Below are 26,160 nucleotides of genomic sequence, written 5' to 3'. Positions count from 1 at the left end.
TTTATAAATATTTTTATAGTTTTATAGTGTTTCACCATACTATTCTATTGTTTATACTATTAGTATAAACTTTATCCTCTCCTTGAAAAAAAGAACTAACCTGAATAAGTTAGTTCTTTCTATAATAGTCCGACTTTTACAAATATGGACTTTCATGTAATGCTTTTAGGCGCTGCCAACGTCTTTCAATTTCTTTTTCAAATTCGGCTAGCATGTGCGCGTTATCTTTCTTCAATAAATGCTTAGCTTTCCCCATATAACGAAGCCACTCTTCAGCAGGGACACGCTTATTTTTCGCTTCAGGGTCGTACGTAATAGTAGTTTCACCTTGTTCAATTTCATAAAGTGGGAAGAAGCATGAATTTACTGCATTCTCCATTATAGTTCCACCGTAGCGATCTTCTGACTTCCAATTTAATGGACATGTTATAAGAATTTTCCCATACACAGTTCCTACGTTTTGTGCGTACCATTGTGCTTTTGCAGCTTTTTTTATCAAATCCTGCGGAAACGCTTCTGTTCCTGTAAATACGTAAGGGATATTTGTGGAAGCCATAATTTGAGCTGTATCCTTGTGATGGAAAGTTTTACCTTGCTGTACTTTTCCAACACTTGTTGTACTTGTCATGTGCCCATAAGGAGTTGAATATGACATTTGCGAACCTGTATTCATATACCCTTCATTATCATATTCTAGCATAATCAGTTTATGGCCGCGCAGTGCGGTTCCGATGGCAGAGCCCATACCAATGTCCATACCGCCATCACCTGTTACCATTACAAATGTAACATCATCAGCAACGTCAATATCACCTCGACGCTTCATTTCCATAAATGCCTCTAACGTACCTGATAATGTAGCGGCACCACTCTGGAACAAGTTATGAATCATCGTTTGTTTATGCGAGCTATGTGGATATGCTGTAGTGACTACATAGGCACAGCCGGTTTGGAATAACACAACAATGTCACCTTCTATACCTTTAAAAAACAACTCAAGTCCTGGGAAAATACCACATCCTGGACAAGCTCCGTGGCCAGAAGCAATTCGTTTCGGCTTCCCGGTTAGTGCCCGTAGCGGTGGAATTCGTACATTTAATTTCCCTGTTGTTTCATCTTGAGTTACCTTAATTAAACCTGTTTTAAATGCATCTCCATGTAACGGTTCAACAACTGGACTTTGTTTTACTTCTGGATTTCCTGGGATATGCCCATAATAATCGAATGCTATTTCAGCATCACCTGTTTCCATCGCATCAATAGCCATGTTAAAAAATGCTTCTGCATCATCTGCAAAGAAATCTTTACCACCCATTCCAAACATACGTGATAAAACAATGGTAGTATTCTCTTTGTCAGCTTGCAGCGCAGCTTTCACTTCATGAGTCATATTTCCACCGTTAGAGCCGTATGAGTCTGCACGCTCACCAATCAGCAGTGCTTTGACATTTCTTAATGCTTCACGAATCTGCTCAGTAGGGAATGGTCGAATAATATTAGGACTGATGACGCCTGCCTTAATTCCTTTTGCTCGCAAGTTATCAACAACATCCTTAGCTGTCTCTGCGGCAGAATTTAATAAGAATAGAGCAACGTCTGCATCTTCCATCTTATACAAATCTAAAACTGGATACTCGCGACCAGATAGCTTTGCATATTCCTGTGCTACTTGTTTAAATACATCTCCAGCACGATATAATGCCTCAGATTGCTGATAGTTGTTATTTAATAAGTCGTCTCCATTCATATGAGCACCAATAGTTACAGGCTCTTTCGGATTCGATGCATTTGGGTATCCAGTTGGGCATTCTCCTACAAACTTTTGAACAGCTACACGGTCTTTGAAATAATTAACACGACGTTTTTGATGTGATGTGAAAAAGCCATCATATGCAACAATAACCGGCAAACGAACGTCGCTATGTTCAGCAATCTTTAAAGCCATAATATTCATATCGTAGACAGCTTGAGGCGTTCGAGCCGTTAAAATCACCCAACCAGTGTTTAAAGCAAAATAAAGATCTGAATGATCGCCACGTATGTCAAGTGGACCGCTAATTGAACGTGTTACTAGATTCATAACCATTGGAAATCTTGTACCGGATTGAACAGGTAATTGCTCTAGCATATACATTAATCCGTTAGCACTGGTTGCATTAAACACACGTGCCCCTGCAACAGATGCACCATAACAAATCCCCGCCGATCCATGCTCTCCATCAGCAGCAATTAACTTAATATCATGCTCACCACGTGCCTTCATTTGGTCTAACAACTGTGCTATTTCAGTTGATGGAGTGATAGGAAAATACCCCATTAAGTGGTAGTTAATTTGTGCAGCCGCTAAGGCTGCCATTTCGTTACCTGATTCAAACGTTGTAAGCTGTTCAGCTTGTTGCAATTGCTTTATATCTCGTTCTACTGTCGCCATTAGCGGTTCCCCCCCAATAAAGAAAATGTATGTTTAACTTGATTTTCTTCAGCATACCCAATTTCTTCACGGAAATCTGACAGAGCTGATGTAGGACACGCCTCTACACACTTTAAACAACCTTTACAGTATTGATAATCAATACCTTTTAAAAACATTTGCTTACGACCGCGTTTGTCTTCGCCCTCTTCCCACACAAAACAATAATCCGGACAAACTGTATCGCACTGAGCACAATTTATACATGATTCTTGATCAAATCTCGGTAAAAACCCTTGTCGAGACCCACTCAAATCTTTAAAAATACTATTAGCATTAGCGGTAATAATGCCACCAATAATTTGTGTGTCATAACCGTATATTGGCTTTACTCTATGAAACTCTTTACTCTGCGCATCATCAGGAGTGTCTAACTCTTTAAACTTTACTTCTTCATACCCTCTTTCAAACGTTCGTATATTAGGTTCTACTAAATGAGGATATTTCTTCTCAAACGTTTTGCGAATTGTTTGCCTCATAATTTCTGGATCTAAAAAATCACATATACGAAATAATGCACCAAGCATCGCAGTGTTTACCTTGGTTTTTTCCTCTACTGCTATTCCAAGGGCGTCCACTGTTGCAAGAGTACCATATTGAAGATTTAAATCTTGTGCTACATCGTCAAAAGGACGTGTCGTGTTCACTAATACGATTCCATCGGGCTGTAAACCACTTACAACATCAACCGTTTTATATAGTGCTTCGTGAAAAATCCCTATTACGTGTGGTTGCTCAATCGGGCTATGTGCACGAATTTCAGTATCTGCATCACAATATCTTACAAAACTCTTGACTGGCGATCCCTTTTTCTCTGAGCCGTAAGAAGAAAAATTAGAACCGTTAAATCCATGTCCTAACACTCCAGCTTCGGCTAACATTTTACCAGCTAAGTTTGCTCCTAGACCACCTATTGATTCTAAACGAATCTCAAAAAAACCTAGCTCATTCTTAATAGGTAATATTGACATTCACCTAATCCCCCTTGAACTTTAAATATTCAGAATTAATAAAATATTTATATGTCGATACATATATTTTAACGTAAGTAGTATGAATATGCTGTGACAAAAATCAAACATTAATTAAAATTTTATTAGTACACTAATCTTTGTATAGAAAAAAGGCCTATAAATTAAGTAGCAAAATGCAAACTTTTATATATAACAGAAACATAAATGTAATATAACAGCCTTCTATATATTTAAAGCTTTTCCAATGCTTTTAAATTGGTAATACTATATAATATTAGTTTAGGCAATAAATTGAATAATTGAGGTGTTACCATGAAGGTCATTGCCGCAACATTAAATGCAAAATATATTCATACAAATATAGCCATTCGCTACTTAAAAGCCTACGCTGCTCCTGAATTTGATATTGAGCTCGCTGAATATACAATTAAGGACCCTGCCATGAACATCGTGACAGATTTATATAATCGAAAACCTGATGTTATTGGCTTTAGCTGTTATATCTGGAACATTCGAGAAACAATTCAAGTTGTTAGTATGATTAAAAAAGTGCTTCCTAATGTCACAATAGTGTTTGGTGGACCTGAGGTTACGTATGACTATGAAGATTGGTTACAAACTGTCTCAGAGCTTGACTTTATAGTTATTGGTGAAGGTGAAGTAACATTTAAAGAGTTACTTACTGCACTCTCTACAAATAATCAAATGGAACATATCAGTGGGCTTGCTTACAGAAGAAATGATACTCTATATGTCACGCCGCAACGGTCAAAGCTACAGCTTCAAGATATGCCAAGTCCATATCAATTTGAAGAAGATATACCGCACCTCTCAAAGAGAGTATCATATATAGAAACAAGTAGAGGCTGCCCATTTAGTTGTCAATTTTGTCTCTCCTCCATTGAAGTAGGTGTACGCTATTTTAACAGAGAAAAGATTAAGGAAGATATTCGTTATCTCATGGCAAACGGCGCTCGTACAATAAAATTTGTTGACCGAACATTCAATATCAGCAGAAGCTACGCCATGGAAATGTTTGAGTTTCTAATTAATGAACATGTCCCGGGAACAGTTTTCCAATTTGAAATCACGGCAGATATAATGCGTCCAGAGGTCATTGAATACTTAAATGAGCATGCTCCTGCTGGCTTATTTCGTTTTGAAATTGGAGTACAATCGACAAATGAATATACAAATGAACTAGTTCAACGAAAACAAAACTGGGATAAGCTTGTGCGTACTGTGTCTCTTGTTAAGAATGGCAACAAAATAGATCAGCATCTTGACTTAATTGCTGGATTACCAGAGGAAAATTACACATCATTCCGTAGAACTTTTAATGATGTGTTTGCTCTTCGTCCTGAAGAGCTTCAACTAGGCTTTTTAAAAATGCTTCGCGGAACAGGATTACGTGTTCGTGCTAATGAATATGGTTATATCTTTATGGAGCAAGCTCCTTATGAAATGCTGGCCAATTCCGTGTTAAGCTTTGCTGATGTTGTTCGTATTAAACAAGTTGAAGATGTACTTGAAAAGTATTGGAACGACCACCGTATGGACGAAACAATTGAGTTTATTGTGACACACGTTTTCGAAACGCCATTTGATTTCTTCCAAGAATTTGGAACGTATTGGGAGGAACAAGGTTGGGGACGAATTGGTCATCAGCTAGAAGACTTATTCATTAGGTTATATACTTTTATTCGCTACTCCAAACCAGCAATGCTTAATGCTGTATTCGCTCTCATGAAAATAGATTATTTAAGGAATCAAAAATACAAGCCAAGAAAGCCATGGTGGGATGATACTCTCTCAAAAGATGAAAGATCAAAACTATATCGTAAAATTACCGAAGCTCCACATCTTCTTGGCAGTGAGTTTGTGAAATTAGCTTTGTCCGAAAAGGATATGCACAAGCATACGATAATTGATACTGTCTCAGTCGATCTACAAGATTGGTACAAAGAAGCTGACGTGAAAGAAGGAGAAACGATTGTATTAGCATATTTCGACCCTTATGATCGTGTTACTAAACTGTTTTTCGGCAACCAAAACCTACTACTAGTCTAAATCTAACGACAGGTAAACATTAAGCAAAATTAAACCAAAAGAGTATGAGGCTGTCCTAAAAAGGTCATGAATAATAGACCTTATTGGGACAGTTTTGTTTTCTGTGGGGTAAAACGGTCACGTAGATAACATCCTTCATACACTCTGAACGAAAGCGATTGATTGTACGGAAATCGGGTTGTTTATTGCCAGAGAACCAAATAAAGTAAATACTTTGGATTAATTGTTCTGCAATTAACTTCTTGTTTTTTTGTTTATTTCTTGGAACATATAATGATTCGACATTGTTGATTGTAGCGGAATGCGCTCGACTCCTCGAAAATGCTATTGCATTTTCTTCGTGCGATGTTAGCCCGAAGAAGCCTAATCAACGTCCTGCGGGATTGTAGTGGCAAGCGTGAGACCCCACAAGGCGCAGCCTGAGGAGGCTCACGGCCACCCCGCGGAAAGCGAGCGCAATGGAGCGAAAATCAACAACTAAAGTTTAAAACCAAGAAAAAATGCCCCAAAAACGTAAGTTTTGGGACACCCTCATTTGCATTAGCTTCTTCCTTCACGACCATGCTTTGTATTACGGTTAAAGCCCTTCATAGGACTTTCTTCTGCAAAATCGGCTTGTACTTCGTCTTTTGATAAGCTTTCTGTCGGCGTTTTATTTTGATTAGAAGCAGCTTTATATGACACTTTTCGTTTAACTGTCATTTATCATATCCCCTTATATAAATTTTATAATCATAGTTATTGTTTGTAGAAATCGTATTGTTATGACTACCATGTTATGTCTGTTAAAAATTAAGCTTATTCGCTCATACTAAACATGAGGTGATCAATATGACAAAAGAAAAAAAGACTCAATCTCCCATGTTACATGAGACAATGCCTCATCAAATTAATGCCCCGTCATTTCATGAAACCGGTGTAAAAGTACAACCACCATTTATTAACGATTACGGGGTAACAATTGGCGATTCACTGTACAACTCAAAAAATTCGCCTCTAAATAACTGGAGCAAAGATGTAGATCCCGCTGTCATGGCTGGAGACCAATGGGTTCATCCGACAAATGACATTGGTTGGAATACTTCAGAAAATCGCGATTTGCTTCAAAAAAAGAAGCAGCCAAAAGGTGTTCCATTTATGCATCCTACCTTTGATGTCTCAAAAAGTACAGATTAAAAGCAGGTGGTACGCCACCTGCTTTTATTTTCCAATTATCTAATGAAGCTGTTTAGGGACAGGGATATCATGTTGCTTCGTTTGTACTTCTTTAAATAAATCGCCTTGATTAGGCTGTTGCTTTGTTTGGGTTTCGAAATACGAAAAAATTTTCTGCAAATCTGCTTTCGTAACAGGTTTAGCAGAATCTATGAGCTCATAACCTAATTGCCCATTAGGCTCAAGCGTAGCATATTTCACATCACTAATTTTAGTTATACCATTTTGACGAAGTCGTGTTTCTAACAAATCTACGGACATTCTAAGCTTTTTCATATTTTTTACATTAAGCTGTCCATTTTCAATCACTGTTTTTGACTGACCTGTCATAAATTTTTCAAACCAATTGAATTTAACCTGCAAGTATTCCATCAATAATGTAGCAGCGACAAAAGTAGTTGCTGCTATTGCTGTATTTGGAATGCCTCTAGTTGTTATTGGTTGAATGATAATCGATCCAATTGAAATCATAATAACTGTTTGCGCAACTGTCATTTGACTAAGTGACTTTCTTCCTGCAAAACGTAACAACATCGTTCCTATAAAAATGAGAACTACACTTTTCAACACAGTTTCCATAAACAACACTCCTAAGCACTATTTACATATTATTATCTTTTGACAACTATACGTAAATATACTTGTTACTTATCCAATAATAACTCGTTCCTTAGGGAAGTGTATATTTGGTTCTTTTTTATGAGCTGGCATTAACAAAAATAAAAATGACAATATACCAATTCTTCCAATAAACATTAATATAATAATGACTATTTTGCCTGTAGAACTTAAATAAGGTGTTATCCCCATAGATAACCCTGTTGTACCAAATGCAGATGTGACTTCAAACATTATCTCGGTAGTTGTGAACGGTTCAGACGCTGTTAAAATTACGACCGAAATAAAACAGAGAAACATTGCCATCATAGTTACGACCAGTGATTTCGTAATGTCTTCCTCATGTAACTCACGCTTAAAGATTTTAATATTACTTCTTCCTCGTGCAAATGTATATAGCATTAAAAGATTAACCGCAAAGGTTGTCGTTCTAATGCCGCCTCCAACTGAACTAGGAGACGCACCAATAAACATTAATGCTGATATAACAAGCAAAGTAGGCTCCTGAAATTCCGAAACATCCATTGTTGCTAAACCACCATTTCTAGTAGTAGCAGACTGAAACAGCGCATAGAAAAACGCTTTGTGCCAAACAACATCTTTAAAAAAATGATTAAACTCTAGCACAATAATTATAAATGTTCCAAATAACATCAGTAGAAAAAAAGTAATGGATGTTAGTTTCGTGTAGAGAGAAAAACGAAAGCGTTGATTTTTCTTTGAAAGTATAAAATCTTTCACCTCAATTAAAACGGGAAACCCGATTGCTCCTAACGTCAACAATAAAATATTAATGAATTGTACAAAATAGTCTTCTGCAAATAGAATGAGTGATTGACCTGTTATATCAAACCCAGCATTGGTAGTTGCACTTACTGAAGCAAATAATCCCTGTAAGTAAGCTTCCTGCCATGTAGGAAAATAATTCAAGAAATATGTCCCTAAAATGAGCGCACCTACTAACTCAATGGTAATGATGAGAAGTAAGATTTGACGCATAACGTTTACAAGTCCTGAAAGGTCAGTTCTGTTTTGGTCGGTCATAATAAGGCGTCGCTCTTTGAAGCCAATTTTTTTGCCAAGAAGAAGCCAAAAAAACGTTCCTAATGTCATGATACCTATTCCACCAAATTGTAGTACAAACATTAAAATGAATATACCAGGAATACTAAACGTATCAGCTGTGTTAACAACTGTTAGCCCTGTCACACTGACTGCACTTACTGCAGTAAATAATGCGTCAAGAAAAGTCCATTCTACACCAGGTTTATGTGCAAAAGGCAAACTAATTAATATCGTAGATGTAATAACAGCTATTACGTATAAGCTCACTATTAATTGTGCTGGACTTAGTTCACTTATTTTTAATTTCTTTTTCATATTGTTTTTTACTCCTAGTGATTTTTTAAGCTCACGTTATATCATAATAAAAACTATCGTGATTGAAAAGAGTAATTAAAAAACAAGTGGCAAAACGCCACTTGTTAGCCATAAGTATTCAATTATATTTATTTCCCTCCGCGAAGCTGTGACTGAGCTTGAGCAACAAGACGTTTTGTAATTTCGCCACCCACTGATCCATTCGCGCGCGATACTGTATCAGAACCAAGATTAACTCCAAATTCCTGAGCGATTTCGTATTTTATTTGATCAAGAGCTTGCTCTATACCAGGTACAAGTAATTTGTTACTACTACGTGCCATAAAATAACCTCTCCTTTTTATTTTATAACTATAAATGTGGTGCATTAGTAGTATGACAATTATACATGCAATCCATGCTGGTAAGTGTTTACTGTGAAAAGAAAATGTCTATCTCTAGTTGTCTTTCCCTTTATTATTATCTTTGGTTTTTGGCCCATTCCCTTTATCTTCTTTGTCTTTATTATTGTTATTTTCCTTCTCCTTACCTTTTCCTATTCCGATACCTTTGTCTGCATTATCTTTTCCTGCGCCATTATTGTTCTTTGTTTTATCTTCACCTTTAGACTTACCATTTTCATTGCGTTTCTCTTTATTATTTGATTCTCCACGGTTTTGCTCGTTTTTATTTGAATCTTGTTCATCTTTCTTTATACCGTTACCATTATTTCGACCTTTTCCGTTTACTTTTTCTGGAGAATTAGGTTCTTTATTATCCACTTCACTCGATTTTCCTTTTTCTAATCCTCTATTCTCTTTATTCTCCAATCCTGGTGGATTATGGTTTAAGTTTCCTTTTATGTCATGATCGTCATCATTAACTATGTTTTTCTTTTCTAATTCAAGTGTAGACTTACCTTGTTTTACAGCTTCGTTACGTGTATCCAAGCTACTTTCGACAGTAACTATTGCTATCTTGTCTGAAGTTGTAAGTGTTTTTACACTCTCTACTGTTTTCTTAATAGCCTCAGTATTAGCATTTTCCTTTTTTATTACTGTTGTTACATACACAGCTGTTTCATCTTCTGTGATATATCCTGTCTGTTTACTTTTCTCAATTATCATTAGCGCTACAGTATCTGCAGGCTTGTTTCTCCATCCGGTTAATTCAGTAACTATTCTTTCTCCATCATCATTCATTGGTGTTATTGAAATGACCTTTAACTTTTTATTAAGACTAAGCTCAATGCTTGGGTTAATATCAATTGACATGTATGCATAAACCTGCTGACTGTTGTAAAAAGGAATGAATGCAAGTAACAGAATGGCTACTAACACAGCAGCACTCCATTTTTTCACATGCAGCATACTAAACGGTGATACCACAACAGGGCGTTTGGCCTGAACAGGGATATACGTTATTTCTTGACCTAGCTCTATTTTGTCATCGTAAGGTACCTGTGATTTAACAAATTGACCATCCGGGGTTAATAAAGTTACATAATTTTTATTTATTTCTAAAATAACTCCCTTTTTCATTAGTAAGCCCCCCCTTTTATATAATCACGTAAAAACACAAAATCTCCTGATAAAATAATTGCGATTGCAATGATGTACTTTCGGTTACGCTCTAGCGTTTTTCTACTAACTGTCACATATGATTGTAATAATTTCATGGGAATTTGCTTTTTCTCAAATAATAGTGTTTTTAATTCCTCATGTTCAACAAGTGTTTTGGCGACATTAATAGCATTTTGTCTAGCATCTTCGTGCTTAGGCGATTGCTCCTGCAAATCTTTTATAGTCAGGCCAAAGTCTTTCAGTTGATCAACGTACAACTCAATTTCAGCCTTTCTTTGCTCTTGCTCAAGCATTAAATTATGTTGATCTAATGCTTGTTTTATATCAATATGTGACTGTGTTGACATATCACCATCGTCATCGTTTGGAGTAAAGTCTAAAGCTATATCCGGTTGACGAGATTCTTTACGAATATAATCAATTACCCTACGTTTTATAACAAGCTCAGAAAACGCTATGAAAGCGCGTCCTTTTTCACATGAATACTTTTCTATCGCTTCATTAAATGCAATGAGTCCAATGCTAAATTCATCGTCGCTTTCTTGAATATACCTTTTGCAAACAGATGAAACCGTTTTTGCTACAAAAGGTTTATATTTTTGAATTATTTCGTTTTGTAGCTGTGTATCCCCGTTTTGAATTTCGATAATTGATTCTTCAAGCTTGCTTCGTTTAGGGATAATCTTAAACAATAAACTTAGCATCAGCATCACCTCTCTTTAAAACAGGAAAATACAATAGAAAGGAGTCACCTTATTTAAAGGTGACTTCCACTTCCATGCAATGATTAGTCACGACCTTTATCTTTGCCTTTGTTATCTTCATCATCTCGGTCGTTGTCTTTATCTTCGTCACGATCATCGTTATCTTCTTCTCTATCTTTCTTTTTGTCGTGACCTTTACCGTTATTCGACTTTTCTTTTTTATCTTTTTGCTCTTTTTCTTCTTTATCTTTTTTTACTTTTTCTTCTTTTTTGTTCGTTTCTTCAATTTTAATTTCAACTTTAACTTTTTCAACTTTGTCTTTTGAAATTACATTAACAGATTCTTCAGATTGAGTTGTAGTATTTTCAGTTGTTTCAGTTGTTACATCTTCAATAGCCGTTTCTACTTCGTCTTCGACTTCATCAGCTTCAACAGCTTCTAACTCTGTTTCAACCTCAACATCAGATTCCAAAGTAGGTTCAGACTTTTCTTCCTCTTCCACGTCTGATTCAATTTCAATCGTAATTTCTAAGTTGTATTTTTTCTCAAGCTTCTTTAAAGACTTTTCAATATTGCGTTGAAGTGCTGCACGAGCATTTGGATTTTTTACGTTTTCAAGTGCATGAGTTAAAGCAATTATATTTTGAGAAACTTTGATTTCTGTTTCATCTTTTACTTCTTCTTTTATTTCTTCAGTAACTTCAGTGACTGGTAGTTCTTCTGACTCTTCTTCAACAACCTCATCTGAATCTACATCTACATCTACTTCAGTTTCAACGTTCTCAATGTCTTCAACACTTTCGTCAGAAGCTGATTCTGTATCCACTGCTGGTTGTGGTGTAGGTAACACTACCATGTCTAAGGTTTCAATTGCTTTTTGGAATGTTTCAATTGCTTTTTCTTCTTCACCATTTTCAAGTAACTGTTGAGCTTCTGCAATTCTTTGCTCTGCAAATTTAGCAATTAAAGCCGCTTCTTTTTCTTCATTAAATGTTAAAGCAAGTTGGATTTTTTCGATAGTTATTTTTACAAAATAGAAGAAGTTACCTGGTAAAACCAATTGTTGCTCATTAGTATCTAACTCACTGTTATATACGGCTTCTGTTACAGACTCTTCACTACTCTCTACTAACGTAGCGTCACTTGTAACTTCCTCTTCTACAATACTTGTTGATTCTGTCGCATCATCGACTACTACCACTTCTACATTGTTTACTGTGTCTGTATTTGCTACTCCTTCTTCAGCAAAGGCTGATGTTGCCCCCCAAGTTAATGTTGATGTTGCTAAAACAGTAGCAAATAATGTGTGCATTTTCTTTTTCATTTAATGTTTCCTCCTTATGATGCTTTGTTTATCTCATCTTCACTAAAACAATACGCATATGGAGAAAGATATTTGGGGGTAGTACGACAAATTTTTTAAAAAAACTTTAAAAGCATTCGTTATTACTTTAGGTTATGTGCAAGTGATGTATCGTAAATTGTATTAGTATTACATACATAATCACATACAAAAAGAGCCGCTCTTCGACGACCCTAGTACACATTCCAACTGTTTTCATTTTCTAATTCTTTTTCTTCATATATTACTACTAGACCACCAAACCGCTTAGAAAATACGTTGTACACAAGAGCAACCAAAACGTTGATAGCAGCATAAATGAAAAGCATAAAGATTGGCATCGCTGTGTACATACCACCAATTATGGATACCTCAGTATTTTGTATCGACGCGCCCACAATTAGTATGATCACACCGATAAGCGCCATTAAAATCAGCGGTATTACCATTATATATAACGTAATCTTGAACACACTTTTTAAGCCTAATTCTTTAATCTCCATTTTTTTCATCAATATGACCTCCCACTTTTTATGTGTATATCATTATTAAAACATACACACCATACTTTGAATACCGATAGTAGGAAAACATTGTATGCTATAAATTCTCTCTGAATACTTAAGCTAACATAAAAGAATGAAGAAGGAGAATGTCTATGCATACTATGTGGAAGGGCTCTGTCAGCTTTGGACTCGTAAATATTCCTGTGAAATTATTTTCGGCAACGGAAGATAAAGATATTAAGCTTCGCAACCTACACAAAAAATGCCATAATCCGATAAAGTATGAAAAAAGTTGTCCACACTGTGAGGAAGAGGTCGGTAATGATGACATTGTGAAGGGCTATGAGTATGTAAAAGGAAAGTATATTATTTTAAGTGATGAAGAACTAAATAGCTTAAAGGAAGAGCATGAAGATAAAAGCGTTGAAATCATTGACTTTGTTAAATTAGAAGAAATAGACCCAATTTATTTTAATCGCTCATATTTTATTGGACCAGGTGAAAATGGAAGTAAGGCATATGCACTTTTACGCGAGGCACTTGTCAGATCCGGAAAAATTGGTATTGCCGAAATAACCATTCGTTCTAAACAACATCTTGCTGTTGTTCGTGTATATAAAAACAGTCTAGTCATGGAAACAATTCATTATCCTGATGAAGTGCGTAATGTTGCAGAAGTACCTGGTGTACCGGAACAAGCTCAAATCAATGACAAAGAGCTTGACACAGCGTTAATGTTAATAGACCAGCTTACAACCGAGTTTGAACCTGATAAATATCAAGATGAATATCGCCATGCACTACTTGAATTAGTACAAGCAAAAGTAAGTAATAACGAAAGCACCACACCTAAAGATGCTCAGAAAACAAATGTTGTTGATTTAATGAGTGCCTTACAAGCTAGTATCGAACGGGCAAGAGAAACAGAAGCTCGTGTCAAACAACCTGAACCAATGCAAAAGCCAAAGGCTCAAGCAGCACAAAATGCTAAAAAGGCTATTACCGCCCGAAAAAAGGCCTAAAGAATTAGAAAGGTAGATATATATGAAACCGATGCTTCCTACTTTGACCTATGAAGCACCTAAGGGTGAAGACTGGGTGTATGAAGTTAAATATGATGGATTTAGAGCTATCTTATTTTGGGATGACACAAGCATTACACTGCTAAGCCGAAATGGTACCATTCTTAACAACCAATTTCCTGAGATAATACAAGAATGTAGTACACTAACTGAACTTGTTAAGGGTAGTTTACCGTTACAATTTGATGGGGAATTGTGCATCTTAGAAACAGAGTACAAGGCTAACTTTGCAGCCATACAGCAAAGAGGGCGACTCAAAACAGAAGATAAAATTATTGAAGCAAGCGCACGACAACGTAGTCACTTTTTAATATTTGATTTTTTACAGGAGGCTGGTGAGACTTTAACCTCATCATCGTTAGAAACAAGGAAGAATCAGCTTATAAAGTGGTTTGAAAAACATAACTTGCTCACCGAACTAGACGCCTCAAATAATCAATTACTTCAGCCTATTATGTATTACAGAAATTTCGATTCCCTTTGGACACTCATTCAACAGCATCGAGGAGAAGGTGTAATTACGAAAAGGTTAAAAAGTAAATGGGAGATAGGCAAACGAACAACGTCATGGGTAAAAATAAAAAATTGGCAGCTTTGTCGTTGCTTTATAATAGGCTACGACAAACATAATGCCTATTTTCATGTTGGAGTCATACATGATCAACATATTATTGAAGTTGGTTTGTTCTCCCACGGCCTTGAAACTCATGAACGTACTGCACTTTTACAAATCATCCAGCAGAATAAATTAGAAGAAACTACAAAATTTATTAAGGTAGCACCTGGTATATGTGTAGAGTTAAAATACTTAGAGCTTTATGGAAACCAATTGCGTCAACCGATGTTTAATCGATTTTTATTCAATACCAATTGGCACAGTTTAACTTGGACTGCCCTTGTCCATACAAAGATTCAAATACCTGAAATTGTACAACTTACAAATCCTGAAAAACCATTATTTAAAGAAACAACAATAATAAAACAGGAATTTGTCCAATATCTCATGGATCTGTCACCATATATGCTTCCCTTTCTAAAAAATAGGTTGTTAACAGTTATTCGATATCCTCACGGTACATACGGTGAACGATTTTACCAAAAAAACTGTCCAGATTATGCACCAGATTATGTACAAACATTTAAATATGAAGAAATTGAATATATCGTATGTAACAATATTGAAACATTAGCTTGGTTAGGAAATCAATTGGCTTTTGAATTTCATGTACCATATGAAACAATTCATACAATTGGCTCTCCATCAGAAATAGTTCTAGATTTAGACCCTCCATCTCGGGAGTATTTTCATCTAGCTATTCGTGCCGCGACATTGTTAAAACAAGTTCTAGACGGTCTTAACCTTGTTAGTTTTGTTAAAACGAGTGGAAATAAGGGATTACAAATATATATACCACTCCCAGATAACCATTTTACATATGATGATACAAGACTCTTTACTGAATTGATTGCTAAATACTTAATTACTACAGACCCAGATAGCTTCACTATTGAACGCTTAAAGAAAAATCGGGGTAACCGACTATATGTGGATTTTTTACAACATGCAGAAGGAAAAACCATTGTTGCACCGTATTCTATGCGAGGTAATGAAGGTGGATATGTTGCTATGCCTTTATTTTGGGAAGAAGTAGATGAATCTTTACGAATTGAGCATTTTCCTATGACTAAAGCTTATGAACGGATAACTTCAGTGGGAGATCCATTCGAAAGCTTTTTTGAGGTTAAACACACTCAACCCTTTACAGAAGTCATTCAGCATTTAAAACAACAGATTAAAAAGTAAGCTTTTGAAAGATAAATCAGGATAATTATGCAGCTAAAAGGGGCTGTCCAATAAGTGCCTGGTTCCCATTCACTAATGCAATATGTAGAAAATTGTCTATTCTATATATTGTAGTATGGGAGCCTAGCACTTTGCATTTTTAAACTATATGGTTTCAAAAATTCACTCATAAGCTTATAGTCATTATTTTTTATTTGTGGACAATACAGAATGCTTTGGCTGTTTTTTACGAAACACAATATACTTCATAAAAAAGAAGCTCGCTAATGATGAAAGTAGCATCGCCAAACCTTTACTAATATTATTTACAATAAATTGTCTTACTGGCAAAACATCAAGTATATAAATAGCTGAGACAAAGACTATATTACTAATAACTAGACTTACGAGAGCTTGAACAACAAACAGAATAAGTTCAGACCCACGTTTGTGACTTCTACTGTATTTAAATGTCAGGCGAGAATTCCAATAGTAACTATTCGTTACCGCCAGCACATACGCTATTGAATTAAACACAGTTAACATAGTTGCATCTCGAGTTGGAAATAAAATAAGCAATAAATTTATTGTACCTATATCAATCAAACCGTTAAATCCAGCAATCATACTAAATGTGAAAAATTGCCAGAATGACCGGTGTTTATTTGTAGAATTCATCTTTTTTCCCTCTTTTTCCATTTTCACACAATATGACCTTCTTATCGTAACATATTTGACAGAATACCTTTACAGCTGACACATAAAATTAAGGCTAATCATTGAAATTCTTAAAACCTATAGACCAGTTTGTCAAACACTTAAGAATGCATTAACACACATTATTTACATTTTGAGTCCCCGTTAAACGAAGAAACCCTCGAGAATATCTAATCCATATATATGATTGTTGATTACAAAGAAAGATGACGACTCAATGCTCTAACGTAAAAGTGTGTTTTCTGACACTCCCACACCTGAAGAAGATGGGCTTTCCCGTTCGTGAAGTTCTGTAATATTTTCCATTATTACGTGAACACTACTAGTATAGATTGTACATAGGAGGAGCGCATCACAATGACAGAGCATTCATTTTTACCACAATTTCCAGAGCCATATTGGAGAGACGGTGTCTCACTTCCGTCTTTTCCTACGTTACATGAAAATATAGAGGTTGATGTATGTATAGTAGGAGCAGGGATAACAGGAATTACACTAGGATATCTTTTAAGTAAACAAAATATTTCTGTTGCTATTATTGAGGCAAGTCAAATATTAAACGGTACTACCGGTCATACAACCGCAAAACTAACGGCACAACATGGATTAATTTATGATCAGTTTATTAATCAACAAGGTTTGGAAAAAGCAAAGCAGTATTTTGAGTCCAATATGCGTGCTATTCAATTCGTCAGAGACACAGCACAATCTTTACAAATCGATTGTGATTTAAGTGAGCAGGATGCTGTTGTTTATACCAATGACGATAATTACTTACATAAGCTCGAAAAGGAAAAACAAGCTTATGAACAAATAGGCATTGAAAGTCAGCTTGTTGATTCCATTCCTATTCCTGTACAGATGAAATCAGCTCTTGTCATGAAACAACAAGCACAATTTCATCCAATAAAGTATTTAACTGCTCTTACGAAGGAAATAACAAACGCAGGAGGAAAACTCTACGAACATACAACAGCTTCCGATATTCAAAAAGGACAAAACCCAAAAGTCACAACTCGCAATGGGCAATCAGTTACCTGTAAGCATGTAGCTATTTGCTCTCACTTTCCTTTTTACGATGGAAATGGGTTTTATTTCGCAAGAATGTATCCTAAGCGCTCTTATTTACTTGCAATTAAATCTCAGAAGACTTTTCCAGGTGGTATGTATATTACCGCTGAGAATCCTACACGCTCTCTCCGTTCAGCAACATATAACGGTGAAGAAATTATTTTAATTGCAGGAGAGGGCCACAAAGCAGGCCATGGTAAACCGGAAATACAACATTATGAGGCATTGTATGAATTTGGGCACCAAGTATTTGGAGTGGATTCCGTCTTATATCGTTGGTCTGCACACGATCTTTTCACATTAGATGATGTACCATATGTTGGTGAAATTAGAGACAATATTGATAATATTTTTATTGCAACTGGTTATCGTAAATGGGGCATGTCAAATGGAATTCAAGCCGCTCACTTACTCGCCGATAAGATTACAAGCAAAACAAATTCATATGAAGATTTGTATAAGCCAAACCGTTTCCATACTAACCCTGACATAAAAAACTTTATAACTACAAATAGTCATGTTGCCTATCATTTTGTAAAAGGAAAGCTCGATTACTCTTTTAAAAATCCAGAAGACTTAAAGAATGACGAAGCTGGATATATAACAGTGAATGGGCAACGAGCTGGCGCTTACCGAGATGAATTTGGGGAGTTACATGTTGTGGACACCACTTGCAAGCATTTAGGCTGCGAAGTTAATTGGAACTCAGGAGACCGCACATGGGATTGTCCTTGTCACGGTTCACGTTTTTCAATTGATGGTGAAGTTATTGAAGGTCCTTCTAAAAAGCCACTTGACAAAATTAACGACCTATAAGATACAAAGCTCGGGCATATCCCGAGCTTTTCTCATACTATGTTGTTGCTGATACAACAGCAGCTTGTACCGCTTGAACAGTATCCGCAACTGCTTTAGAATAGGGATTATCCTTCATAATCGCTGTAGCCTTCTTTTTAACTATTTTATATTCTGCTTTTTTGAACAAGAGCTTATCCATTTGAGCCGCTCTTAATAACGCTATTAACAAAACAATTTGCTCATTTCCAGGAGGTTGATTTTCTATTAAGTACAATCGAATACGCTGTTTATCATCATCCTCTTGTGTACTATCAATAGCTGGAAACACGTCTTTTTTGAATAACATAAGAAAGGTTGCATCCTCTTGTACTAATATCCCTTTATCTATTAGTCTATTGACATATTGGTCCTTTAGTTTATGTTTTCTTACAAAATGTCCAACTGTTTGAACCCAATATCTAATATTTTTCAGCTTGTTTTTCTCACTCATAAAAGTAAGGGCATCTTGTAATATAGAGTCATCAATTGCTTTATTACAATTTGTAATATAAAGTGTGTTTTCCTCCAAAGCTATGTGTCCACTTTGCTGCAGTTCAAGTAATATCGCACCTGCTAAACCATACGGTAATGACAAGGAACTCTGTGAAACAAATTTACCACTATCATCGTCTAAAGAAAAAAGCAAAAACCTTTCTGGTAATGTTAGCATATAACTGCGCCTCCCGTAATGCTTATTTCTTATATATACGATTGAGCCGCATCAATTGTTTCATTGAATATAAGCTAACATACATGCTGTTAATAGACCGACAGCAGAAACAAACCCTACAATGGGCCCACTATCCTCAAACGCTTCTGGAAGCATAGTAGAAGCTACCATAGCATAAATACCACCTGCTGCAAATGCTCCTATGAAGGCCACATATATATCCGATAAGCCACCTACAATACTATACCCAACAACCGCACTTATTGCTGACAATATCATAGCGACACCCCACATAATATATATCTTCAATGTAGAATATCCGTCCTCTTTCAACCCTATACTACTTGATAAGCCTTCTGGAAAATTACTAATAAAAATAGCAATAATAATCACCCAGCTAACTTGATCGGTTTCGAGTAAACTTACACCAATGATAACTGATTCTGGAATGGCATCCATCATTGTTCCAACAAAAATGGCTAGTCCAGAATGTCCAACAGGATTTTTCTTCGACTGCTTACGGTTTGTTCCCCCTTTTTTCGCAATAAAAAGCTCCAGCCCTACAAACAATAGAGCACCTATTAAAAACCCAAAAGATGAAGATAAAATCCCCCCTTTTTTGGTTGCTTCAATTAGAAGTTCAAATGTGGCTGCACCTATTAATACACCCGTCCCAAATGCCATAATGTAAGCAGCCATTCGTCTAGACACATGAAAGAATAATCCAACAGAAGCACCCAGCAATAATGCTGAACCGGCGACGCTTCCCCAAAATGCTGCTTGAAACATAATTCACCCTACCTACCTATTCCTCTGTTCTACATTAAGTTTGTCCGATTTTTTTTAATTCACACAGTTTTTTTATCAACAGACGCTTGACCGTATTTAAGAAAAGTAAACTTCGGTTCAAGCTACATACTAAATATTCCGCATCTACATGACATTAAATTAAGACGTAGTACCTACCGCTAACGCGCTTAAGGAAGGGGTCTAACTCGCCCAAAACCAATAAAAAAACGACTAGTATAACTAGTCGGAAACTTCTGCTCTATCGTGTGACTTCTTTTTCACAAACAGTCGAATGACAACGGCAATTGAAATAACAGAAATGAGTAACATCCACCAAGATGAAGCATTGGGGGCATACGTATTTAATTCATCTCCAAAATAATATATCCCAATCGAGATCGGCATGAAGCGAATAAACCTTCCAATAAAGGACCCAATTATAAAAAGATACAGAGGAACTTTTAACACTCCACCGAGTATTGCAAATACTTTAAATGGAATTGGTGTAATTCCAACTATGATTAAAGCCCATACACCAAATTTACTAAATAAACGTTCAGCACGCAAAATAGCTCTCTCATCTACGAATTTATGCAATACTGGTATGCCTAATTTATTCCCTATTAAATAACCAAATAACGCTCCTAGAACAGAAAACAACACCGTAATTGCTCCAAACCAAAAAGCTGAGCTAGGTGTTTGAGTTGAAAGTGGTACGAGCACTACATCGGGCGGGATTACAAAAAAAGCTGCCTCGGTAAATGCTGTAATCATTAAACCGACTATTCCCCATTGCTGCAACAGCTCCTCTAATGCCTCCATGACATTACCCCTTTATGTGCTGATACGTTCAATGTATCACTTTTCACATTAATTTGTCATGCTCTTAATATGTTGTTCATATGACGGAAGCATGCATACCATATTTTTACCACTGCTTTTTGCTTCATATAGTGCACGGTCTGCTCTTGATATTACGTCAACTATACTATCTTCGGGTAGAACATCGGTAACACCAAAGCTAGCACTTATGTTGCCCCGAATAGAAAAAGCATGATTAGCCAATTTTCCACGTAACTCTTCGACTTTACTCATAGTTGAATTTAAATCTCCTCGTAGCACGATAATAAATTCCTCGCCACCCCATCGACCAATAAAGTTATGATCCCCTTTACTTTGTCTTAAAAAATAGGCAACCTCCTGCAGAACGATGTCCCCAACATGATGGCCGTATGTATCATTAATATGCTTGAAATTATCAATGTCTGCTAGAACAATCGCATAATTTATTTCTTTTGCGCTATCAAGTGCTTTTTTAATAGTGGTATCTATTTGTCTGCGATTTGGCAATTGTGTTAAGTAATCATGCTCAGCTAATTCTTTCCATAGCTCTGCACGCATGTATAGCTGTTTTAATGTTTGCAAGAAATATAACGCTATTATAAAAACAAGCTTTGCTAAATAATAATAAAAAAGGACGTATCCCCCCTCATGTCCTAATAATACGGGAACATACATAATACCGACGATTATTTCCCAGATATACATGGCAGAAGATAGTATTAATGCCCTTCTCATACTAAATGACATAAAAATAAAAACATGTAGCAAGGGATACCAAAACACAAATTTTCCTAACGTATTTGTGTGAACTAATTCTGTAGAAACAACGTAGGTGAATTTCAATCCATACATTATTACTATAAAAATTAAAATCATTTTCTCAAAATAAGAAATATAAGTAGGTTGCTTATACATGACAACAGTAGCTAGTAAAAACAGTACTATAAGGACAGGGAAAATATATATATTTAGTGGATCAGCATCAGGGAGCTGTAATCTAGTTTCAAATAAATAAGCAATAATTGACACCAGTAACAGTATGGGTGACAAAACTTTATACATATTTAATTTATGATCTGTATAAGATTTCACTGTTGAAGTCAAAACGTCTCCCTCCTTTCAAAAAATACTATATATGTTCCTATAGTAAAATTATCCTATTTTTCCGTTTATTTTTCCAGCTTTTTTATGTTTACTATTTCATCCCAACCACATACTAAGTTTGAGTAGACTTGTGGAGGAGGTTAAACAGGATGGGTCGTACGAAAAGTGGCAACCGTAACGCACAACAAAACGACAATGCTAAACAAGAACGAGTAAGCTCCGAGTTGGTTAAATTTGGGGTTGGAAAACAAGCAAGTAAACGCATTCAAGATTAACGTATCATAATTTACAGCCCGCATTTAACATACGGGCTGTACTTTTTTAACTATTTAAAATAAAAGTTTTTACATTCTTAAGAGAAGCCTAGAAAACTTATTAATCTATATAAACAGTGAATAGAACTTTTTTTATAAAAAGGAAGAAATTTCCCTCGTTAGATTGACATGATACATGAATGGATTACTTATAAGGCAAACACAAATTCAAACAGAGAGACACACGCCTCCCTGTTACCTTAGTATTATTATCCCTGTGCCAGAGTAATCACTGGCTGTCGCTGACCTAATTCTTGATCAATAAGCAGGATAGCCGCTCCGTCTGGTCCTGCAATCTTAAGACGATTATAAATTTTTTGTGCTTGCGCGACCTCTTCCGTTTGTTCCCTTAGAAAATCTTGAATGATAACTGCTGTTTGAGAATCAACAGATTGAGCAAATGGATAAGCTTGTCGATACGAGTCTGTCACAAACTTTTCATGCTCAAAAACTTTTTCAAATGTTTCTGCAGGTGTTCCAAAATCAGACGGTTGTGCTTCTAGCGCCTTAATTTTTACCGTCCCATCTCGATCTACTAAGTAGTTAATCAATCTAAGTAAATGCATACGTTCCTCATCGGATTGTATTTTTAGCCACGAAGCCATACCCGTATAATTAAGCTTCCCTAAATAAGCAGACATTGCCAAATATAAAGTTGTTGATAAATGTTCAATATGAATTAAATGGTTTATGAGCTGCTCAACCTCTTTTTGCATATAAACGCTTCCCTTCCCGCATAATTATCGGTAATATCGTATGTGATACATACTTAATAGGTTCATAAGAAATATGGGAGATTAAACAGATAAGGAGGATGTTTTTGATGGGATGCAATATAGACCACTCTGTTACCGATGTTGTAAATAAACTAAATCAACAACAACCATTTCTACCTAAAGATCTGTATGAAAAATGTTTGATTTTTATAAGAGATGAAGTTGAACAAGAGCAATTAAACGAACTTTTTCATGCTTTAAAAAAATTTGACCTTGCAACAACGAGTGAACAGGCAAAGAGAATTGCAACAATAACTAACATAATTAGTGGTGAATGAATGGTACTATTTACTACAGGACGTCTCCCTATAAATATGAGAGAATGATAAAAGAATTTTTTGAGCGGGGGGATTCACTTGATTATTCTAGATTTTGAGGCTCACAAAGAAGCAAAAGAGAAATTAACAGAAGAATGTGCACGTTTATGGGTGTCTCAAGAAGACACTACGTTTTGGTTTCATTTTGCAACTTGTATGTATCATTATGTAGGAGAAACAATAACAACTAATAAACAAAATATTGATGACTATAAAATTCTAGAAAACTATCATACAAAATTTTTGATGCTATATCAAAGCCATCAAGATGCTGAATATGCTGGAGTTACATTACCGTTAACGTACAAGCATGTATTTTTACTAGAAAAATACTTTACCATTTTCCTAGATATTTGTATGGAAGAAGGGGAACATGAATACGTGGAAAAATGTGAATACTATTTAGAATACATGAATAAGCGAATTCAGCAAGAGCAAACGGTTTTCGCAACAATCGCAAAACGTTTAAATCGACATATTCACTAATAGAGCATCCGATTATTATTAAAAAATAGACCCGGCGCTGATACCCAACACGAGTAGTTCCGTTTAGTTACAAAGACTTGTTTATTAGGCAAAATACGCAACAGGTATAGTAAAAAAATTCGCAAAGCAAACACTCAGATTTTTTAAAATAATCTGAGTGTTTTTTAATAAATCCTTTTAAAATATGCTCGAAACCAATAAAGACTGCATCTCAATTAATATGCCGATTAAAATGTCACTTTAATTTTCACCTCTCGCTAGAACCAGTTACTCTCGTCAGTATCAGTATCATAAAAACATTAACAATAATGTAATGGTTATAGCACTTAATACAGTCGTACAAAGGGTAATACTTGAGACAAGCTGCGGTCTTGTATTAAAGTGAAGAGCGTACATCGTTGTAGTTACAGCCGTTGGCATAGCTGTTAATACAATAAGTACCTTTTGCAGCAGAGGCTCAAAAGGCATTATTGTGACAAATACATAAGCTAATAAGGGTGATATCACCATTCTTGTTGTAACACCATACACTACTTTTTCAAAATCAAATACTTTTCCGATATTCAAATCTGCTAACTGCATACCTAATATCAGCATAGCAACTGGGATTGCAGCATCAGCTAACAGATCGATTGCTGAAAAAATGTTCTCTGGAAATGGAACGTTAGCTATATTAAAGAATAAGGCGCCAAGTAATGCATATGTAACTGGCATCTTTAGTACAGCTAATATAGCATCCTTAACCCCGGCGTGTCCTTTTGCTGCATAATATACACCGAAAAAATTCATGATTATGGATTGCAAAACAAGGAACGATACGGCAAATGTAAATCCAGTCTCTCCGTATGCAAATAAAATAATTGGTGAGCCGTAATTTCCTGCATTCATAAATGCCGTTGATAAAATCAATCCACTCTCCACATCCTGAGGTAGCTTTCGCCATCTAGCATACAGTTTATTTATTATAATAATAGAAAACAAAATGCATAGTGCAAAAATCGTAATAAAGAAATATTGCTTATTTAAATTCGCTTCTAAAAATGTTCGAAATACAAGTGCTGGTGTTAATATGTATACGGCTATTGTAGAGACCGAGCGAATATTCATTTGCTTCCACTTTTGTACAATAAATCCCACTGTGAAAATTAAAAAGACCGGCATTATAACGCCGAAAACAATGCTCATAATGTTCCTCCTAAAACCAAGTCCTCTCAATCATACAAACTCAAATTAATTTCGGCAAGCGAAATTAATAGAATCATGATACAATATGTAATCATTGAATATTTATAAAATTCTGAGGTGATAAAATGTTAAAAGAAAATTTTCTACTCAATCTTAGAGAGATCGCAGCAATTCCCGGGGCACCTGGACAGGAGATGGAGGTAGTAGATAAATTTGTACAATGGTTCACGCCCTATGTCGATAATATAGAAGTTGATCATATGGGTAATCTTTATGTTTATAAGCATGGTATCTCGCCTGGCCCAACACTGATGGTTTCAGCTCACTCTGATGAAATTGCTTGTGTAGTGAGAGATATTGATAATAGAGGATTTCTAAAAATAGAACGAACAGGTGGAATGATTGAGAGCTTACTTGTAGGAAGAAAGGTTAACGTCCATGGACATTTTGGTGTTATTGGCATTAAGGCTGGGCATCTTCAAACGCCAGAAGAAAGAAAACGCCTTCCATCTATTTATGAATTATATGTTGATGTTGGAGCAAACAATAAGCAGGATGTTCTTGATATGGGTATTCAAATTGGTGACCCCATCACATACATAAGTGATATTGATACATTTACTAACCAAGATTTAATTTGTGGTAAGGCTATAGACAATCGTAGTTGCTGTGTTCTATTGTTAGAGCTGTTCAAATCACTTCAATCAAAGGATGTCTCTGGCACCATTGTGGGAGTTATTACAGTCCAAGAAGAGGTCGGCTTACGAGGTGCGAAGGTGGCGACATATAGAGTAAACCCTGACTATGCGATTGTGTTAGATACGATCCCTTGTGCTGATACACCTGATAGTCTACAAAGTGGGTACCCAGTTGGTATTGGTAATGGACCTGTAATACCAGCTCTCGCAGGTGGGTCTGTGCGTGGTAACATAATGGCGCCACAAAAGAAAGAGCTACTTATTAAATATGCAAATGAAAGCAACGTCCCATATCAGCTTGCTGTTATGTCGGGTGCATCTACTGACGTATCAGCCGTTCACCTAGAACGTGAAGGTGTCCTTGCTGGTGCTATTACGATAGCTCGTAGATACTCGCACTCTCCAGTAGAAGTTGCAAATTTAAATGATTTTGTTCATGCTTATAAGCTTTTAGAAAAACTTGTCCTTGATAACGGCAAATGGGGTAATCTATCTTTTTTAAAATAACATCTCGCCTAATTGGGCATATCGGTTTTTAAACAATTGGAAATTATAGTAAAATATGTGAAACTCCAGCGAAAAAATGGTAATGTGAAACAAATCACGAAGACGAAGGATGGGAGGCTTATGACAGCCACTTGGCAAG

26 protein-coding genes and 1 pseudogene are annotated in these 26,160 nt (G+C 35.9%); 9 read left to right on the top strand and 18 right to left on the bottom strand.

Translation table 11 applies throughout. From position 1 onward, the window contains the following. Positions 1 to 136 precede the first annotated feature (136 nt). Together EJF36_RS07465 and EJF36_RS07460 are read right to left on the bottom strand one after the other, a co-directional pair. On the bottom strand, positions 137 to 2,431 hold the full coding sequence (locus EJF36_RS07465; protein WP_125905711.1) for a thiamine pyrophosphate-dependent enzyme: 2,295 nt from the start codon (positions 2,429 to 2,431) through the stop codon (positions 137 to 139). Beyond that, positions 2,431 to 3,441 (bottom strand): 2-oxoacid:acceptor oxidoreductase family protein, encoded by a 1,011-nt coding sequence (locus tag EJF36_RS07460; protein ID WP_125905710.1) that lies wholly within the window; start codon positions 3,439 to 3,441, stop codon positions 2,431 to 2,433. The genes EJF36_RS07465 and EJF36_RS07460 overlap by 1 nt, the downstream gene beginning before the upstream one ends. A 315-nt stretch (positions 3,442 to 3,756) precedes the next feature. Between EJF36_RS07460 and EJF36_RS07455 the strand changes: the two genes are divergently transcribed. Continuing rightward, the gene (locus EJF36_RS07455) at positions 3,757 to 5,514 is read left to right on the top strand and encodes a B12-binding domain-containing radical SAM protein (protein WP_125905709.1); all 1,758 of its coding nucleotides are present in this window, start codon (positions 3,757 to 3,759) and stop codon (positions 5,512 to 5,514) included. 115 nt (positions 5,515 to 5,629) lie between these two features. Here the strand turns inward: EJF36_RS07455 and EJF36_RS21815 are convergent. After that, a pseudogene (locus EJF36_RS21815) lies at positions 5,630 to 5,749 on the bottom strand (transposase); the annotation flags it as partial. Positions 5,750 to 6,054: 305 nt separating this feature from the next. Then, a complete protein-coding gene (locus EJF36_RS21465; RefSeq protein WP_185806853.1) occupies positions 6,055 to 6,216 on the bottom strand; it encodes a hypothetical protein in 162 nt (53 codons plus the stop codon). Between the two features lie 129 nt (positions 6,217 to 6,345). Here EJF36_RS21465 and EJF36_RS07445 point away from each other — a divergent pair, with 129 nt between their 5' ends. Beyond that, positions 6,346 to 6,690: a DUF3905 domain-containing protein gene (locus EJF36_RS07445; protein ID WP_125905708.1), complete on the top strand. Its 345-nt coding sequence runs from the start codon at positions 6,346 to 6,348 to the stop codon at positions 6,688 to 6,690. A 39-nt stretch (positions 6,691 to 6,729) separates the two neighbouring features. Here EJF36_RS07445 and EJF36_RS07440 read toward each other — a convergent pair whose 3' ends face one another. From EJF36_RS07440 to EJF36_RS07410, 7 genes are all read right to left on the bottom strand, one after another. Continuing rightward, positions 6,730 to 7,308 (bottom strand): DUF421 domain-containing protein, encoded by a 579-nt coding sequence (locus EJF36_RS07440; RefSeq protein WP_125905707.1) that lies wholly within the window; start codon positions 7,306 to 7,308, stop codon positions 6,730 to 6,732. 69 nt (positions 7,309 to 7,377) lie between these two features. Continuing rightward, a complete protein-coding gene (locus EJF36_RS07435; RefSeq protein ID WP_125905706.1) occupies positions 7,378 to 8,727 on the bottom strand; it encodes a TrkH family potassium uptake protein in 1,350 nt (449 codons plus the stop codon). A gap of 128 nt (positions 8,728 to 8,855) precedes the next feature. Then, on the bottom strand, positions 8,856 to 9,050 hold the full coding sequence (locus EJF36_RS07430; protein WP_125905705.1) for an alpha/beta-type small acid-soluble spore protein: 195 nt from the start codon (positions 9,048 to 9,050) through the stop codon (positions 8,856 to 8,858). Between the two features lie 114 nt (positions 9,051 to 9,164). Continuing rightward, on the bottom strand, positions 9,165 to 10,247 hold the full coding sequence (locus EJF36_RS07425; protein ID WP_125905704.1) for an anti-sigma factor domain-containing protein: 1,083 nt from the start codon (positions 10,245 to 10,247) through the stop codon (positions 9,165 to 9,167). Continuing rightward, complete coding sequence (gene sigI / locus EJF36_RS07420; protein ID WP_125905703.1) at positions 10,247 to 11,002, bottom strand: RNA polymerase sigma factor SigI; 756 nt, start codon at positions 11,000 to 11,002, stop codon at positions 10,247 to 10,249. Before sigI ends, EJF36_RS07425 begins: the two co-directional genes overlap by 1 nt. A 74-nt stretch (positions 11,003 to 11,076) precedes the next feature. Continuing rightward, complete coding sequence (locus tag EJF36_RS07415) at positions 11,077 to 12,318, bottom strand: DUF5667 domain-containing protein (RefSeq protein ID WP_125905702.1); 1,242 nt, start codon at positions 12,316 to 12,318, stop codon at positions 11,077 to 11,079. A gap of 212 nt (positions 12,319 to 12,530) precedes the next feature. Continuing rightward, positions 12,531 to 12,848 carry a hypothetical protein gene (locus EJF36_RS07410; RefSeq protein WP_125905701.1) on the bottom strand — a complete coding sequence of 106 codons (318 nt, stop codon included), beginning with the start codon at positions 12,846 to 12,848 and terminating at the stop codon, positions 12,531 to 12,533. Between the two features lie 146 nt (positions 12,849 to 12,994). On the opposite strand from EJF36_RS07410, the gene ku reads away from it, so the two are divergent. Together ku and EJF36_RS07400 are read left to right on the top strand one after the other, a co-directional pair. Next, positions 12,995 to 13,864 carry a non-homologous end joining protein Ku gene (gene ku / locus EJF36_RS07405; protein WP_125905700.1) on the top strand — a complete coding sequence of 290 codons (870 nt, stop codon included), beginning with the start codon at positions 12,995 to 12,997 and terminating at the stop codon, positions 13,862 to 13,864. Between the two features lie 22 nt (positions 13,865 to 13,886). Further along, positions 13,887 to 15,728 carry a DNA ligase D gene (locus EJF36_RS07400; protein WP_125905699.1) on the top strand — a complete coding sequence of 614 codons (1,842 nt, stop codon included), beginning with the start codon at positions 13,887 to 13,889 and terminating at the stop codon, positions 15,726 to 15,728. Positions 15,729 to 15,911: 183 nt separating this feature from the next. On the opposite strand, the gene EJF36_RS07395 is transcribed toward EJF36_RS07400, so the two are convergent. Continuing rightward, positions 15,912 to 16,385: a GtrA family protein gene (locus EJF36_RS07395; protein ID WP_125905698.1), complete on the bottom strand. Its 474-nt coding sequence runs from the start codon at positions 16,383 to 16,385 to the stop codon at positions 15,912 to 15,914. 396 nt (positions 16,386 to 16,781) lie between these two features. Here EJF36_RS07395 and EJF36_RS07390 point away from each other — a divergent pair, with 396 nt between their 5' ends. Then, positions 16,782 to 18,311, top strand: a complete 1,530-nt coding sequence (locus EJF36_RS07390) for an FAD-dependent oxidoreductase (RefSeq protein WP_125905697.1) — start codon at positions 16,782 to 16,784, stop codon at positions 18,309 to 18,311. Positions 18,312 to 18,348: 37 nt separating this feature from the next. Here EJF36_RS07390 and EJF36_RS07385 read toward each other — a convergent pair whose 3' ends face one another. From EJF36_RS07385 to EJF36_RS07370, 4 genes are all read right to left on the bottom strand, one after another. Continuing rightward, on the bottom strand, positions 18,349 to 19,002 hold the full coding sequence (locus EJF36_RS07385) for a GOLPH3/VPS74 family protein (protein ID WP_125905696.1): 654 nt from the start codon (positions 19,000 to 19,002) through the stop codon (positions 18,349 to 18,351). Positions 19,003 to 19,062: 60 nt separating this feature from the next. Beyond that, positions 19,063 to 19,791 carry a ZIP family metal transporter gene (locus EJF36_RS07380; protein ID WP_125905695.1) on the bottom strand — a complete coding sequence of 243 codons (729 nt, stop codon included), beginning with the start codon at positions 19,789 to 19,791 and terminating at the stop codon, positions 19,063 to 19,065. Positions 19,792 to 20,031: 240 nt separating this feature from the next. Further along, on the bottom strand, positions 20,032 to 20,613 hold the full coding sequence (locus EJF36_RS07375; protein ID WP_125905694.1) for a YqaA family protein: 582 nt from the start codon (positions 20,611 to 20,613) through the stop codon (positions 20,032 to 20,034). A 48-nt stretch (positions 20,614 to 20,661) separates the two neighbouring features. Then, the gene (locus EJF36_RS07370; protein ID WP_125905693.1) at positions 20,662 to 21,738 is read right to left on the bottom strand and encodes a GGDEF domain-containing protein; all 1,077 of its coding nucleotides are present in this window, start codon (positions 21,736 to 21,738) and stop codon (positions 20,662 to 20,664) included. 149 nt (positions 21,739 to 21,887) lie between these two features. On the opposite strand from EJF36_RS07370, the gene EJF36_RS21810 reads away from it, so the two are divergent. Further along, complete coding sequence (locus EJF36_RS21810; RefSeq protein ID WP_260471845.1) at positions 21,888 to 22,013, top strand: hypothetical protein; 126 nt, start codon at positions 21,888 to 21,890, stop codon at positions 22,011 to 22,013. 248 nt (positions 22,014 to 22,261) lie between these two features. Here EJF36_RS21810 and EJF36_RS07365 read toward each other — a convergent pair whose 3' ends face one another. Beyond that, positions 22,262 to 22,768 carry a ferritin gene (locus EJF36_RS07365; RefSeq protein WP_125905692.1) on the bottom strand — a complete coding sequence of 169 codons (507 nt, stop codon included), beginning with the start codon at positions 22,766 to 22,768 and terminating at the stop codon, positions 22,262 to 22,264. Between the two features lie 107 nt (positions 22,769 to 22,875). Between EJF36_RS07365 and EJF36_RS07360 the strand changes: the two genes are divergently transcribed. After that, positions 22,876 to 23,106 (top strand): hypothetical protein, encoded by a 231-nt coding sequence (locus EJF36_RS07360; RefSeq protein ID WP_312028256.1) that lies wholly within the window; start codon positions 22,876 to 22,878, stop codon positions 23,104 to 23,106. A 78-nt stretch (positions 23,107 to 23,184) separates the two neighbouring features. Continuing rightward, the gene (locus EJF36_RS07355; protein WP_125905690.1) at positions 23,185 to 23,631 is read left to right on the top strand and encodes a hypothetical protein; all 447 of its coding nucleotides are present in this window, start codon (positions 23,185 to 23,187) and stop codon (positions 23,629 to 23,631) included. A 288-nt stretch (positions 23,632 to 23,919) separates the two neighbouring features. Here the strand turns inward: EJF36_RS07355 and EJF36_RS07350 are convergent, their stop codons facing one another. Beyond that, the gene (locus EJF36_RS07350) at positions 23,920 to 24,816 is read right to left on the bottom strand and encodes an AEC family transporter (protein WP_125905689.1); all 897 of its coding nucleotides are present in this window, start codon (positions 24,814 to 24,816) and stop codon (positions 23,920 to 23,922) included. Between the two features lie 125 nt (positions 24,817 to 24,941). Here EJF36_RS07350 and EJF36_RS07345 point away from each other — a divergent pair, with 125 nt between their 5' ends. Continuing rightward, the gene (locus tag EJF36_RS07345; RefSeq protein ID WP_125905688.1) at positions 24,942 to 26,021 is read left to right on the top strand and encodes a M42 family metallopeptidase; all 1,080 of its coding nucleotides are present in this window, start codon (positions 24,942 to 24,944) and stop codon (positions 26,019 to 26,021) included. Positions 26,022 to 26,160: the final 139 nt, after the last annotated feature.

The organism is Bacillus sp. HMF5848 (assembly GCF_003944835.1).
Lineage (GTDB): Bacteria > Bacillota > Bacilli > Bacillales > HMF5848 > HMF5848.
The sequence above is the reverse complement of the archived record's forward strand: the minus strand, read 5'-3'. Positions and strand labels throughout refer to the sequence as shown.